At 60.6% G+C, this 14,212-nt stretch carries 13 protein-coding genes; 10 read left to right on the top strand and 3 right to left on the bottom strand.

The window, feature by feature from the left end:
* The first annotated feature begins 53 nt into the window (after window positions 1-53).
* From tsaB to CFU_RS12510, 5 genes are all read left to right on the top strand, one after another.
* Complete coding sequence (tsaB, locus tag CFU_RS12530) at window positions 54-758, top strand: tRNA (adenosine(37)-N6)-threonylcarbamoyltransferase complex dimerization subunit type 1 TsaB (RefSeq protein WP_041741921.1); 705 nt, start codon at window positions 54-56, stop codon at window positions 756-758.
* A complete protein-coding gene (gene rimI, locus CFU_RS12525) occupies window positions 755-1,237 on the top strand; it encodes a ribosomal protein S18-alanine N-acetyltransferase (RefSeq protein ID WP_014006409.1) in 483 nt (160 codons plus the stop codon). The genes tsaB and rimI overlap by 4 nt, the downstream gene beginning before the upstream one ends.
* Complete coding sequence (locus CFU_RS12520) at window positions 1,234-2,082, top strand: uracil-DNA glycosylase (RefSeq protein WP_014006408.1); 849 nt, start codon at window positions 1,234-1,236, stop codon at window positions 2,080-2,082. The genes rimI and CFU_RS12520 overlap by 4 nt, the downstream gene beginning before the upstream one ends.
* Window positions 2,063-3,043 (top strand): DUF1853 family protein, encoded by a 981-nt coding sequence (locus CFU_RS12515; protein ID WP_014006407.1) that lies wholly within the window; start codon window positions 2,063-2,065, stop codon window positions 3,041-3,043. Before CFU_RS12520 ends, CFU_RS12515 begins: the two co-directional genes overlap by 20 nt.
* Before the next feature lie 135 nt (window positions 3,044-3,178).
* Window positions 3,179-3,997: a hypothetical protein gene (locus tag CFU_RS12510; protein WP_014006406.1), complete on the top strand. Its 819-nt coding sequence runs from the start codon at window positions 3,179-3,181 to the stop codon at window positions 3,995-3,997.
* A gap of 88 nt (window positions 3,998-4,085) precedes the next feature.
* On the opposite strand, the gene lplT is transcribed toward CFU_RS12510, so the two are convergent.
* Entirely contained in the window at window positions 4,086-5,348 is a 1,263-nt protein-coding gene (lplT, locus tag CFU_RS12505; protein ID WP_041741919.1) for a lysophospholipid transporter LplT, read from the bottom strand.
* A 210-nt stretch (window positions 5,349-5,558) separates the two neighbouring features.
* Here lplT and alr point away from each other — a divergent pair, with 210 nt between their 5' ends.
* The 4 genes from alr to fghA all read left to right on the top strand — a co-directional run bounded on the left by alr (window position 5,559) and on the right by fghA (window position 10,246).
* Entirely contained in the window at window positions 5,559-6,635 is a 1,077-nt protein-coding gene (gene alr / locus CFU_RS12500; RefSeq protein ID WP_014006404.1) for an alanine racemase, read from the top strand.
* Between the two features lie 218 nt (window positions 6,636-6,853).
* Window positions 6,854-8,224 (top strand): DNA repair protein RadA, encoded by a 1,371-nt coding sequence (gene radA, locus CFU_RS12495; protein ID WP_014006403.1) that lies wholly within the window; start codon window positions 6,854-6,856, stop codon window positions 8,222-8,224.
* A gap of 67 nt (window positions 8,225-8,291) precedes the next feature.
* Entirely contained in the window at window positions 8,292-9,398 is a 1,107-nt protein-coding gene (locus tag CFU_RS12490; RefSeq protein ID WP_014006402.1) for an S-(hydroxymethyl)glutathione dehydrogenase/class III alcohol dehydrogenase, read from the top strand.
* On the top strand, window positions 9,398-10,246 hold the full coding sequence (gene fghA / locus CFU_RS12485) for an S-formylglutathione hydrolase (RefSeq protein WP_041741917.1): 849 nt from the start codon (window positions 9,398-9,400) through the stop codon (window positions 10,244-10,246). The genes CFU_RS12490 and fghA overlap by 1 nt, the downstream gene beginning before the upstream one ends.
* Before the next feature lie 55 nt (window positions 10,247-10,301).
* On the opposite strand, the gene CFU_RS12480 is transcribed toward fghA, so the two are convergent.
* Window positions 10,302-11,000 carry a TerC family protein gene (locus CFU_RS12480; RefSeq protein WP_041741915.1) on the bottom strand — a complete coding sequence of 233 codons (699 nt, stop codon included), beginning with the start codon at window positions 10,998-11,000 and terminating at the stop codon, window positions 10,302-10,304.
* A gap of 375 nt (window positions 11,001-11,375) precedes the next feature.
* Complete coding sequence (locus CFU_RS12475; protein WP_014006399.1) at window positions 11,376-12,281, bottom strand: LysR family transcriptional regulator; 906 nt, start codon at window positions 12,279-12,281, stop codon at window positions 11,376-11,378.
* Between the two features lie 268 nt (window positions 12,282-12,549).
* Between CFU_RS12475 and aceB the strand changes: the two genes are divergently transcribed.
* The gene (aceB, locus tag CFU_RS12470; protein ID WP_014006398.1) at window positions 12,550-14,136 is read left to right on the top strand and encodes a malate synthase A; all 1,587 of its coding nucleotides are present in this window, start codon (window positions 12,550-12,552) and stop codon (window positions 14,134-14,136) included.
* The last annotated feature ends 76 nt before the right edge of the window (window positions 14,137-14,212 follow it).

The raw sequence follows: 14,212 nt of genomic DNA, 5'->3' as shown, positions 1-14,212 counted from the left end.
TCAATCGCGCGGAGTGCAGCCGAAGCAGCGTCGAGCGCGGTAAAATACGGCCCATGCAGACCATTCTTGCCATTGAAACATCTACCGAACTGGCCTCCGCCGCCTTGCTGCGCGACGGCCATGTGATTACCCGCGAATCGGCGGGCGTCCAGACTCATTCGCTTGCCATCCTGCCGATGGTGCAAGAGTTGCTGGCCGAGGCCGGCATCAGCCTGGCACAGTGCGATGCGCTGGCGTTCGGCGTCGGCCCCGGCTCCTTCACCGGCGTGCGCACCGCCTGCGGCATCGTGCAGGGACTGGCGTTCGGCGCCGACCTGCCGGTGCTGCCGGTGGTGACGCTGGCCGCCATGGCCCAGGCTTGCCGCGACCTGAATGGCGCCGGCGAAGTGCTGGCGGTGCTGGACGCGCGCATGGGCGAGGTCTACTGGGCCCAATATCGTTTCGCCGCCAATGCCTGGCAAGTGGTGGTCGAGCCGGTCCTGTCGGCGCCGTCGCAGGTAGCGCCTTTGCCGGTGCTGGGCGGCGTGCTGCAAGCCTGCGGCAACGGCCTGGCGGCCTACCCGGAAGCGTTTGCCGCGGCTCCGTACGCCGCCGCAGGCTTGCCGGCGGTGATGCCGAATGCGCGCCAGGTCGCTCAACTGGGCAGCGTGGCGCTGGCGCAGGGCGGCGGTTTGAGTGCGGTGGATGCGCAGCCTTTGTATTTGCGTAACAAGGTCGCGCTCACAACCGCCGAACGCGCCGCCAAGGTGAACACATGAACGCCAACGCCCAACCGAGGCCCGGCATGCGGCCGCTTGCATTTGCCGCCATGCGCATCGAAGACCTGGACGAAGTGGTGGCGATCGAAAAGGCCGTGTATTCGCATCCCTGGACCCATGGCAATTTTGTCGATTCGATCCAGAGCGGTTATCAATGCTGGGTACTGCGCGATGCGGAACAGGTACTGCTCGGCTATTTTTTCATGATGCAGGCGCTGGATGAAGCGCATCTGCTGAATATCAGCGTGCGCGAGGATGTGCAGCGGCAAGGCATCGGCAAGATGCTGCTCGACCAGGTGTGCATGCTGGCGCGCCGGCTGCAGATGCAATCGGTGCTGCTGGAAGTGCGGCCCTCGAATACGCGCGCGATTGCGATCTACCAGCGTTACGGTTTCGCCGAGATCGGCCGCCGCCGCGATTATTATCCGGCGGCTGGCGACAAGCGCGAAGAAGCCATCGTGATGAGGCTGCCTTTATGAGCGAGATGACCAGGCGTAGCGTTTTCCTCGACGAGATAGGCCTCGGCCCGCTGTGGCTGCGGCGCGATGGCGGCTTGGCGAGCGCCGAGCCGATCGAAGCCGACGACATGGCGCCCATGGAGGAAATTCCTGCAGCGGCACTGCACGGGCAACAGCCCGCACCGGTGGCGCATGCAGTGCAGGACAAGGCCGAGATCTCGGCCTGGGGCGACGACGAGCCCATATCCGCACCATCGGCAGCCGTCCATGCAGCGCAATCTCCGGCCGCCATGGACTGGACGCAATTGCAGGCGGCCGTGGCCGGCTGCACTGCTTGCGGACTTTGCCAGGGGCGCAAGAATACCGTGTTCGGCGTCGGCGACAGCAAGGCAAAATGGCTGTTTATCGGCGAGGGTCCGGGACGCAACGAGGATATCCAGGGCGAACCGTTTGTCGGCCCGGCCGGCAAGCTGCTCGACAATATCCTGCTGGCGATGGGCCTGAAGCGCGGCGACAACGCCTACATCGCGAATATCGTCAAATGCCGGCCCACCGACGGCACCGGCCGCGACCGTCCGCCGGCGGCAGACGAAGTGGCGGCTTGCATGCCGTATCTGCAGCGCCAGATCGAGCTGATACAGCCCACCATCCTGGTTGCGCTGGGCAAGACCGCAGCCTTGTCGCTGCTCGGGCTGGATGCGGCGACGCCGGTGTCGAAACTGCGCGGCACCGTACATCGCTACGCCGACCGTCCGCTGGTGGTGACTTATCACCCGGCTTACCTGCTGCGCCAGCTGGGCGACAAAGGCAAGGTCTGGAGCGACCTGTGCCTGGCCATGAGCGCCTATGCCAACGCTGCCGAATAACCCTGTAGTGCAGACCGACCTGCAGACCTGCCAGCAACAGTTTCACCAGCGCTGGAATCATCTGTCCGATCCTCACGTCAGGGCGTTGGCCTGGCTGCTGGATGCGCCCGACCTGCTGGATCCCCTGGCCGCGCAATGGCAGGGAAAGGTCGCCAGTTATGCCGACGCCGACCTGGCGGCATGGCTGGCCGAACTGGAGCAGACGCCGGAAAAACTGCAAGCCTTGCACCGCCATATCGACAGCCTGCCGTCGACCCGCCTCGGCCTGTATGCGGAGAAGCTGCTGGCGTTCTATTTCGAACAGCGCCGGATGCTGGTGGCGCACAGCGTGCAGGTGCGGGCCAGCAAGAACGACACGGTAGGCGAATTCGATTTCCTGCTGCGGCTTGACGGCGGCCTGGTCCACTGGGAGTTCGCGAGCAAGTTCTATTTACTGGAAACCAGCGGCGTCAGTCTGCAGGCGGATGATTTTATCGGCCGCGACATGGCTGACTCGCTGGGTTCGAAAATGCAAAAGCTTTTGCATCATCAGCTAGCCTTGTCGCAGCATCCGGCCTCCCAGCCGCACCTGAGCGAGGCAGTTGTTGCGGCGCAGGTGCTGATGAAGGGCTGGCTGTTTTACCAGGACCAACAGCATCCTGCTGCCGTGCCCGGTGTTTCTGCAAACGCTTGCCGCGGCTATTGGTGTACCTTGTCCGACTTGGTGCTGGATGAAACGACCGTATACCATCTCTTGCCTCGCCAGCGCTGGCTGGCGCCGGCCAAGGTGGCGCTTGCGGATGTATCGAGCCCGGCGCAAATGCGCGTTGCATTGTCGCAGCATTTTGCCGGCGATATGTCACCGGTGCTGCTGGTCTCTCTGCGGCCAGAAAGCGGCTACGGACTGGAGACCGATAGAGGTTTTGTGGTGCCTGACGACTGGCCAGAGCGTGCTGCCGCCCTGCGTAGCCTGAGCCGCTAGCAGATTTGCCTTATTCAATGCGCCAGGAGTAAATTTCTTTCAGCTAAGAATTTCTTCTCAAACAATATTATTCCCCGCATAATATGTTGGCAACAGCGTAATTTAAAAAACGTAACAGCAATATCAAGGGAATAAATGCGTAAATTAGTCGTAATCTCCTCAGCACTGATCGGTGCTTTTTTTTCGTCTGCCGTCCAGGCGGATGACATCATCTCTCGTTTCACTGTTCGGGACCAAGGGCAGTTTGCCCTGGACGGCAGCTTGTCGGGGAGCCGCAGCAACTCGTCGTACAGCAGCCCCTATGCCCCGGGATTCTCGGGGGAGCAGCGCAATTATGTAAGCCGCGCAGCTGTTGCGGGAAATGTCGGCCTGGGCCACGGTGTCGAATTGTTTGCGAGCCTGCCATATGTCCTGCGCAATCACGCCGAATCGCATTATTCGTATGGCGGCATGCAGGGTTCCGAAGGCTTTGACGGCGACAAGGGCTTCACCGATGCAACTTTCGGCGTGAAATATCGCGCTTTCAAAAGCGCCGACGGCAACAATGAAGTGCTGCTCCGGGCATCTGTCCTGCATCACAGCGGTTCGTCCGGATTTATCAATGCGGAAGCAAGCTACCTGCACACATTCACCCCGGCCATCAAGACAGCTTTTTCACTCGATGTTGAAAAAGTGCAGGGCGGTCCTGACAACGCCGGATTGGGCGCCTACCTGATGTGGCAGGCATCGCAGCAACTCACCTTGGTTCCATTTGTCCGCGCCGGCCGTTTTGAGAGCTATCAGGGTCTTTCCAGCTATAACTCGATAGCCGGCGGAGCTCAGTTGCGCTACACGCCGGTCAAAGGCTGGAACATTACTCCGGGCCTGAGCGGAACCCATTTCGGCAAACGCAGCAACTATGTCGGCACCTGGAATTCCATTGCCGCTTCGTTGACCGTACAGAAAGAGTTTTAAGCAAGCTGCCGGCATTGCATCGAATCCGGCCGGCAAATAAAAAAAGCGGGGAAACCCGCTTTTTTTATTTGCCGGCTGCGCTATCTGGCTAATGCTTGACTTCGCCAATCAAGGCCAGCGAATCATGCTCGCGCTGGTTGGCCGCATGCTTGCGCATGATGAGAAACATGATGCAGGCGACGAACGAGCCGAACAGCAGGATGACGATATTCACGTCCAGGTTGATCTTGATCATCAGCGCATACAGCACCAGCATGGTCAGCACCGACAGGTTTTCATTGAAATTCTGCACCGCGATCGAATGGCCGGCGCTCATCAGCACGTGGCCGCGATGCTGCAGCAGCGCGTTCATCGGCACCACGAAATAACCTGACAGCGCGCCGATGATGATCAGCAAGGGGTAGGCCACCCACACCGAGTGCACCACGGTCATGGCCATCACGACCAGGCCCATCACGATGCCCATGGGCATTACCGTCAGCGATTTTTTCAGCGGGATCATGCGCGCCGCGGCGCTGGCGCCGATGGCCACGCCGAACGCTACCACGCCTTGCAGGATGGCAGCCTTGTCGAGCGGCATGCCGAGCGATTTTTCGGCCCATTTCAATACGATGAACTGCAAGGTGGCGCCGGCGCCCCAGAACAGGGTGGTGACGGCCAGGGAAATCTGCCCCAGCTTGTCCTTCCACAGGATCGCGCAACAGTTGGCGAAATCCACGATCAGCTTGCTCGGCCGGCGTTGCTGGTGCGGATAGCGGGCGCCGGTGTCAGGGATTTTGAGGTTGAAGACGGTCGCAATAATGTACAAGATGCCGATCACTATCAACGCCGCATGGGTCGGCGTGTTCAGGTGCCAGTCGAAAATCGGTATGTGCCACTGCAGCAAGATCGAGACGACGTGGGGACTGACCAGGGCGCCGCCGAGGACCGTGCCGAGAATGATGGAAGCCATGGTCAGGCCTTCGATCCAGCCGTTGGCGGCCACCAGTTTTTCAGCGGGCAACAATTCGGTGAGGATGCCGTATTTGGCCGGCGAATATGCGGCCGCGCCGAAGCCGACCACGCCGTAGGCGATCAGCGGATGGACGTCGGTGAACATCATCAGGCAGCCGGCGATCTTGATCATGTTGGTGATGAACATGACCCGGCCCTTGGGCAGCGAATCGGCGAAAGCGCCGACAAAAGCAGCCAACAGCACGTAAGACAGGACAAAAAACAGTTTCAGCAGCGGCGTCATCCAGCCCGGCGAGGACATTTCCGCCAGCAAGGCGATTGCTGCTATAAGCAGGGCGTTGTCGGCCAGCGAAGAAAAAAACTGCGCTGCCATGATGGTGTAAAAACCGCGATTCATCCGCATCCCAGAATGTAACAATGTGTCCCCGGCCTGCTTTATACCATGAAAATATGACCGATTCGTGATTATGAGACATGCAAAAGAGAAAACGTTCAGCAGAATTTTAGTTGAGTTATGGGGATTGCCAATCCTTGCTTGCCGGTGCATCCGGTAAAATAGGCAGCTCTACGAATCTTCGCAACGAATCTTCACAAACCCTGCACATTCATGCCCAGACCCTTAGTCGCCACCATAGACATTTCTGCACTGCATCACAACCTGCGCATTGCCAAATCGCATGCGCCGGCCGCCAAAATCTGGGCGGTGGTCAAGGCCAATGCCTACGGTCATGGCCTGGAGCGCGGCGTACGCGGTTTTGCAGAGGCGGACGGGCTGGCGCTGATCGAGCCGGACAATGCGCTGCGCCTGCGCGAGCTGGGCTGGCAAAAGCCGATCCTGCTGCTGGAAGGCATTTTCGACGCCTCAGACCTGGAAACCGTGGTGCGGGCCCGGCTCGATTTCGCCGTGCATTGCAACGAACAGATCGCCTGGCTGGAGCAGGCCGCGCTGAAGGGGCCGCTGGATGTCCACCTGAAAATGAACAGCGGCATGAACCGGCTCGGTTTCAAGCCGGAAGCCTATCGTGCCGCCTACCAGCGCTTGCGGGCGGTTCCCGCGGTGCGCAAGATCACGCTCATGACCCATTTCGCCAATGCCGACGATCCGCTGAATCCGGGCCTGCCGCTGCAGCAGCAGGTACAGCAGTTCGAGCAGGGCGTTTCAGGCCTGAACGAAGAACGCAGCATCGCCAATTCCGCCGCCGACCTGATGCATCCGGAGCTGAAGTCGGACTGGGTGCGCCCCGGCATCATGCTGTATGGCGCTACTCCCGGCGGCGCCAGCGCCGAACAGTTCGGCCTGAAACCGGCGATGACGCTCAGCAGCAAGGTCATCGGCGTCCAGCGCATAGGCGCCGGCGACGCCATCGGTTACGGCAGCCGTTTTGTCGCTTCCGCACCGATGCTCATCGGCGCGGTCGCCTGCGGTTATGCCGACGGTTATCCGCGCCATGCGCCGAACGGCACGCCGGTGCTGGTCGACGGTATGCGCACCGTCACTGTCGGCCGGGTATCGATGGACATGTTCTCGGTCGACCTCACCAGCGTGCCTGGCGCCGGGGTGGGCAGCGCGGTGACCTTGTGGGGCGATGGCTTGCCTATCGACGAAGTGGCGCATGCGGCCGGCACCATAGGATATGAACTGATGTGCGCTTTGGCTACCCGGGTTAAAGTCGTGGAGTTGTGATGGCGCCATGCGCCTGCGTGCCGATATAGACGGTAGGGTGGGCACCTGTGCCCACGCGTGAATTCGCACTACATATTTGCCTGTTTCGATGTGGCTTGGGCCTGTACTCCGGCTATCACGGTTACGCGTGGGCACAGAGTGCCCACCCTACGGTAGCGATGGACAAACAAGATTTGTCAGGATTTTAGAAAATATCAATCATATGACTGTAGAACCGAATGGCCAAAGCTAAAACCAATTACACCTGCACCGAATGCGGCGGCGTCGCCAATAAATGGACCGGCCAGTGCCCGTCGTGCGGGCAATGGAACACGCTGGTGGAAACCCTCGTGGAGGCGGTCGGCAACCGTTTTTCAAACCAGCACCAGGGCCTGGCGCAGACCGCGCCGGTGATGACCCTGGCCGACATCGAAGCCATCGACGTGCCGCGCTTCGGCACCGGCATCGAGGAATTCGACCGGGTGCTGGGCGGCGGCCTGGTGGCCGGCGGCGTGGTGCTGATCGGCGGCGATCCCGGCATCGGCAAGTCGACCTTGCTGCTGCAGGCGCTGGCGAACTTGTCGAAGCTGAAAAAAGTGCTGTATGTCAGCGGCGAAGAATCCGGCGCCCAAATCGCCCTGCGCGCCAAGCGGCTGGCGGTGGACGCCAAGGATCTCAAGCTGCAGGCTGAAATCCAGCTGGAAAAGATCCTCAACACCCTGGTCGAGCATAAACCCGAAGTGGCGGTCATCGACTCGATCCAGACCGTCTATTCGGATGCGCTCAGTTCCGCGCCCGGTTCGGTGGCCCAGGTGCGCGAATGCGCGGCGCAGCTGACGCGGGTCGCCAAGCAATCCGGCATCACCATCATCATGGTCGGCCACGTCACCAAGGAAGGCGCGCTGGCAGGGCCGCGCGTGCTGGAGCACATCGTCGATACGGTCTTGTATTTCGAAGGCGATACCCATTCCAGCTTCCGCCTGGTGCGCGCATTCAAGAACCGCTTTGGTGCGGTCAACGAGCTCGGCGTATTCGCCATGACGGAAAAGGGATTGAAGGGCGTCTCGAATCCGTCCGCGCTGTTCCTGTCGCAGCACGACAACCAGGTGCCCGGCTCCTGCGTGATGGTGACGCAGGAAGGCACGCGGCCGCTGCTGGTTGAGATCCAGGCCCTGGTCGACGCTTCGCATGTGCCGAACGCGCGCCGGCTGTCGGTCGGGCTGGAGCAGAACCGCCTGGCAATGCTGCTGGCGGTGCTGCATCGCCATGCCGGCATTGCCGCCTTCGACCAGGATGTGTTCATCAACGCGGTCGGCGGCGTCAAGATCACCGAACCGGCGGCCGACCTGGCGGTGCTGCTGGCGATCAATTCGTCCATGCGCAACCGGCCGCTGCCGCGCGGGCTGGTGGTGTTCGGCGAGGTTGGCCTGGCGGGCGAGATCCGGCCGGCGCCGCGCGGCCAGGAACGTTTGCGCGAAGCCGCCAAGCTGGGATTCTCGATTGCCATGATTCCCAAGGCGAACATGCCGAAGCAAGAGATCGAAGGTTTGAAAGTGATCGGCGTCGAACGCATCGATGACGCTTTGAGCAAGATACGCGACGCCGAGTAATTGGCAGGATTATCGTGAATGCCGAATAATCCCTTATTTCCAAACCCATTCTGGTAAAGGTCATCACATGAAAACCAAAGCAGCCATTGCATGGAAAGCCGGCCAGCCGCTGACCATCGAAGAAGTCGAACTGGGCGGCCCGCGCGCCGGTGAAGTACTGGTCGAGATCAAGGCTACCGGCATCTGCCATACCGACTATTACACGTTGTCGGGCGCCGATCCGGAAGGCATTTTCCCATCCATCCTGGGCCATGAAGGCGCCGGCGTGGTGGTCGATGTCGGGCCGGACGTCAAGAGCCTGAAAAAGAACGACCACGTGATTCCGCTCTACACGCCGGAATGCCGCCAGTGCAAATTCTGCCTGTCGCAGAAAACCAATCTGTGCCAGTCGATCCGCTCGACCCAGGGCCGCGGCCTGATGCCGGACGCCACCAGCCGTTTTTCGATCGACGGCAAGCCGATTTTCCATTACATGGGTACTTCGACTTTCTCCAACTACATCGTGGTGCCGGAAATTGCCCTGGCCAAGATCCGTGAAGACGCGCCGTTCGACAAGGTTTGTTATATCGGCTGCGGCGTCACCACCGGCGTCGGCGCGGTGCTGTTCACCGCCAAGGTGGAAGCCGGCGCCAATGTGGTGGTGTTCGGCCTCGGCGGCATCGGCCTGAACGTGATCCAGGCGGCGCGCATGGTCGGCGCCGACAAGATCATCGGCGTCGATATCAACCCGGCGCGCGAAGCGATGGCGCGCAAGTTCGGCATGACCCATTTCATCAACGCCAAGGAAATCGAGAACGTGGTTGACGCCATCATCGGCCTGACCGATGGCGGCGCCGACTACAGTTTCGAATGCATAGGCAACACCACCACCATGCGCCAGGCGCTGGAGTGCTGCCACAAGGGCTGGGGCCAGTCGATCGTGATCGGCGTCGCCGCTGCCGGCCAGGAAATCAGCACACGGCCGTTCCAGCTGGTGACCGGCCGGGTCTGGAAGGGCTCCGCTTTCGGTGGCGCCCGCGGCCGCACCGATGTGCCGAAAATCGTCGACTGGTACATGGACGGCAAGCTGAACATCGATGACTTGATCACACACCGCTTGCCGCTGGAGCGCATCAATGAAGGCTTCGACCTGATGAAGAGCGGTGAATCGATCCGTTCGGTGGTGATCTATTGATGGAAGTCATCAGCGAGCATGCCTGTTTCGGCGGCACGCAGGGCTTCTACCGCCATGCTTCGAAGGAAATCGGCTTGCCGATGCGCTTTTCCGTATTCCAGCCGCCGCAAGCCAGGCTGGGGCCGGTGCCAGTGCTGTTTTTCCTGGCCGGGCTGACCTGTACCGAAGAAACCTTCATGATCAAGGCCGGGGCTCAGCGCTATGCGGCGCAGCACGGCATCATGCTGGTAGCGCCGGACACCAGCCCGCGCGACACCGGCATCGCCGGCGTCGACGCCGGCTGGGATTTCGGCAACGGCGCCGGTTTTTACCTGGATGCGACGCAAGCGCCATGGGCCGCGCATTTCCGGATGTACTCTTACATATTGCATGAGCTGCGGCAAACCATCGTGCGGGAATTCCCGGCGCAAGCCGGCAACATCGGCATTTTTGGCCATTCCATGGGCGGCCATGGCGCGCTGGTGCTGGCCTTGCGTAATCCGGAGGTATTCCGTTCGGTGTCGGCGTTTGCGCCGATTGCCGCGCCCAGCCTCTGTCCATGGGGGCAAAAAGCGTTCGGCAATTACCTGGGGCCGGACCAGGCGGCATGGCAGGATTACGATGCGACGCAGCTGATGCTGAACTTGCCGCAACCGTTTCCGCAAGAGATCTTGATTGACCAGGGTCTGGGAGACAAATTCCTGGCCGAGCAATTATTGCCGGAGCAGTTTGAAGCAGCTTGCGCGCAGGCCGGGCAGAAGCTGACGCTGCGCCGTCATGCCGCTTATGACCACGGTTATTATTTTATTTCGACCGTGATCGAAGACCACCTGGCTTTCCACCGGCGGATACTGAACGCACAAACCTGAGCCGAAAAAAAAGCCCCGCCTGAACGGCGGGGCTTTGACGTCGCATTTTTCTATATCACTCGGCTACCTTGGCGCCATCGCGCCGTTTCGAAACCAGCCAGCCGCCGCCCAGCACGACCACAAAACCAATCACGTAAGCAGCATAGTTAAGGCCCGGCAGGCTGTCCCAGAACGATTGCAGGACTGGCTCCGTGACGATCATGTGCATCGCGGTGTAGACCAGGATCGCGGCGCCGATGAAGATCGTCAGCGGGAAGCGTTCGATCAGCTTCAGCGCCAGGGTCGAACCCCAGACCATGATAGGCACCGAAATCAGCAGGCCGATGATCACCAGCGCCATGCTGCCCTTGGCGGCGCCGGCCACGCCCAGCACGTTGTCGATGCCCATGACGGTATCGGCGATGATGATGGTTTTCAGGGCGGCTACCATGGTGGTGGCTTTCACGCCGTGCGCCTCGCCGTCATCCGACTGGGTCAGCAGGCGGTAGGCGATCCACAGCAGGGCGATGCCGCCGACCAGCAGCAAGCCAGGGATCTTGAGCAGCCACACCACGCCGATAGTCATCAGCACGCGGGTGATGACCGCACCCGCGGTGCCCCACAGGATGGCCTTGCGGCGCAGGTGGTCGGGCAGGCTGCGGGCCGCCATCGCAATCACGATGGCGTTGTCGCCGGCCAGCACCAGATCAATGACGACGATAGCCAGCAGCGCAGCGAAGAAAGCGCCGGCATTCCAGTCGGCCATGCCTAGCATTGAGAGTAAACCAGAAAAATCCATAAAGTCTCCAACAGGGTTAACGAATAACCTCAAGCGTGGATAACAGCAGGAGTGGCGAGGAACTCATTTAGATAAAATGAGCGACACATTGCCTGCATGGAATCCATGCTGACAAAGGTCTTGCTCAACAGCGACGCTGCCAGGGTAACCGGGCGCAGGCGATGTGCCTGTTCCGTGATGACGACTACCTTGCAAAACATTGGGACGGCCTGTAAAGCTGCGCGTCATGCAATATTCAGGAGCTACTCCCCTTTGAGAGGGTGCCGCACGCGAATGGCCGTGCAGCTGGGCATGATTATATACCAATTTTCCAAAAGCAAGAAATGTTAACCGGCCCGAGCAGCCGCGCTTTTAGCCATGGCGCCAGTAATCCGGCTGGGCATAGGCGCGCCGCAGGAAATCGACGAATACCCGGATCCGCAAGGGCAGGTGGCGGCGCTGCGCAAACACTGCGTAGATATCGTTGCCGGGCGCGGCGAATTCATCCAGCACCGTGACCAGCTTGCCCGATTCGATCTCGCTGCCGACTTCCCACATCGAGCGCCAGGCCAGTCCCTTGCCGGCCAGCGCCCAGTCATGCAGCACCTGGCCGTCGTTGCAGACCATGTTGCCGGCGACCCTGACGGTGACGATCTTGCCGTGCTGGCGAAAACTCCAGCCGCGCTGGCTGCCTTCGCTGCTGATCGCCAGGCAATTGTGCTTTTGCAGGTCGTCGACGGTGCGCGGCTTGCCGTGGCGTTTGATATAGGCCGGCGAGGCCACCACGATGCGTTTGTTGTCGGCCAGCTTGGCGCCGACCAGCGACGAGTCCGACAGCGACGCGATGCGGATCGCCACATCTATGCCTTCGCCGATCAGGTCGACCACGCGGTCGTTCAGGTTGAGGGTGAGGGTGACGTCGCGGTGTTCGGTGAGAAAGGAGGGCATCAGCGGCGCCACGTGCTGCCGGCCGAAACCGGCCGGCGCCGAAATCAGCAGATGGCCGCTGGCGTGGGCGCTGCGCTCGGAAACCGCCGATTCGGCGTTTTCCAGGTCGGACAAGATGCGCTGGCAGTCCTCCAGGAAGGCTTCGCCTTCGTTGGTCAATGCGATCTTGCGGGTGGTGCGTTGCAAAAGCTTCACACCGAGGCGTTCCTCTAACGCATCCAGGCGCCTGCCGATCATGGCGGGGGCGATCCCTTCGGCGCGCGCAGCCGCGGACAGGCTGCCCTTGGCGGCTACTTCGACAAAGGTGGAAATCTGCTTGAATTGATCCATGTCGCCGAACCGGGTTTGTTGGAAGCGGGAGCTATAACTGGAGCTATAATACGCTCACTTGTGACTAAAACGCATAGATCAAATGATAAATCGTTCCACCTATGATGATTTGGTTTAAATATACTATATAGCGTAAAAATTAGATAATGCCATTCAGGATTTAACATATCCGGCATGGTAAAAAACAGAATGTAGCGCCGCACAATGGCTGGTGCGGCAAGCTTGGCCCAAGACACCAATCAATTCATAGAACCAACAGGAGTAAAGCATGACTCAACTGACACTGCCGGCCGGTATGGAAATCAACGGCGCCATCGGCGCCGGATACGCAGAAATTCTGACTCCCGAAGCGCTGGCGCTGGTCGCCAAGCTGAGCCGCGCATTCGAAACGCGCCGTCAGGAATTGCTGGCAGTGCGGGTCGAGCGCGCCAAGCGCCTGGACGCCGGCGAGCGTCCTGACTTCCTGCCTGAAACCGCGCATATCCGCAACGGCGACTGGAAGATCGCGCCGATCCCGGCCGCGCTGGAATGCCGCCGCGTCGAAATTACCGGCCCGGTCGAGCGCAAGATGGTGATCAACGCCTTCAACTCCGGCGCCGACAGCTACATGACCGACTTCGAAGATTCGAACTCACCGGTATGGGATAACCAGATCACCGGCCAGATCAACCTGCGCGACGCTATCCGCAAGACGATTTCGCTGGAACAGAACGGCAAGTCCTACAAACTGAACGACAAGGTCGCGACCCTGGTGGTCCGTCCGCGCGGCTGGCACCTGGATGAAAAACATGTGCTGATCGACGGCAAGCGCGTCTCCGGCGGCATTTTCGATTTCGCCCTGTTCATGTTCCACAACGCCAAGGAACAGCTGGCGCGTGGCGCCGGCCCGTATTTCTACCTGCCGAAGCTGGAATCGCACCTGGAAGCGCGGCTGTGGAACGACATCTTCGTGATGACCCAGAATGAACTCGGCCTGCCGCAAGGCACGATCAAGGCGACAGTCCTGATCGAAACCATCCTGGCCGCTTTCGAAATGGACGAGATCCTGTACGAACTGCGCGAGCACAGCTCCGGCCTGAACGCCGGCCGCTGGGATTACATCTTCTCCTGCATCAAGAAATTCAAGCTGGACAAGGACTTCTGCCTGGCCGACCGCGCCAAGGTCACCATGACCGCGCCGTTCATGCGTTCGTATGCCTTGCTGTTGCTGAAGACCTGCCACAAGCGCAATGCGCCGGCGATCGGCGGCATGGCTGCGCTGATCCCGATCAAGAACGATCCGGAAAAGAACGAGATCGCCATGGGCGGCGTGCGCGTCGACAAGGCGCGCGACGCCACCGACGGCTACGACGGCGGCTGGGTGGCCCATCCAGGCCTGGTCGAACTGGCCATGACCGAGTTCAAGAAGGTATTGGGCGACAAGCCGAACCAGATCAGCAAGCAGCGCGAAGACGTCAACGTCAGCGCCGCCGACCTGCTCGACTTCAAGCCGGAAGCGCCGATCACCGAAGCCGGCCTGCGCTACAACATCAACGTCGGCATCCATTACCTGGGCGCCTGGCTGGCCGGCAACGGTTGCGTGCCTATCCATAACCTGATGGAAGATGCGGCCACCGCGGAAATCAGCCGTGCGCAAGTATGGCAATGGATACGCTCGACCAAGGGCGTGCTCGACGACGGCAAGAAAGTGACCGCCGAGATGGTGGTCGCAATGATTCCGCAGGAGCTGGTCAAGGTCAAGGCGCTGGTTGGCGACGGTGCAACGTATGACCGCGCTGCCAGGATCTTCGAAGAAATGTCGACTTCGGCGTCGTTTGCCGAATTCCTGACGTTGCCGCTGTACGAAGAAATCTAAATCCAGGTTCGCGGCTCACCGAGCCGCCCGCCTGAGAAAAAAGCCGATCAGTAGATCGGCTTTTTTCGGCCCGTAT

The organism is Collimonas fungivorans Ter331 (assembly GCF_000221045.1).
GTDB lineage: Bacteria > Pseudomonadota > Gammaproteobacteria > Burkholderiales > Burkholderiaceae_D > Collimonas > Collimonas fungivorans_A.
This window is presented reverse-complemented; position numbering and strand designations above follow the sequence as displayed.